Genomic DNA, 284 nt, shown 5'->3' on the forward strand with positions numbered 1-284 from the left:
AAGGTGGCGATCCGGAACTGTTCCATCTAGTAAAGACAGCGTATCTGCTGCGGGATGTAACGTTCCTGATCGAAACACGGCTCCTGATCGAGCACGGCTCCGACCCGGAGTGGCAGCAGACCGAGGGTATAGCGTGGGTGGAGCAAGAACTCCAGCGTCCTGCTGTATCCGAGGCCATGCTGCAAACCACAATCGAATTCCAGATAGCGCGTGCCCATCGTCTAGGCCAAGTTGAACAGGCTCAGGCGTTGGCTAACTTGCGGCTTGCTGAGATGGTGGTGAAC

General features: G+C 56.7%; 1 protein-coding gene. It reads left to right on the forward strand.

Features of this window, described 5'->3' with window-relative positions:
* The coding region (locus AC1RP4_RS07970) for a hypothetical protein (protein WP_481763271.1) at positions 1–284 on the forward strand (284 nt) is incomplete at both ends.

It is taken from the genome of Dellaglioa sp. CoH-56-MRSF-10 (assembly GCF_056782175.1).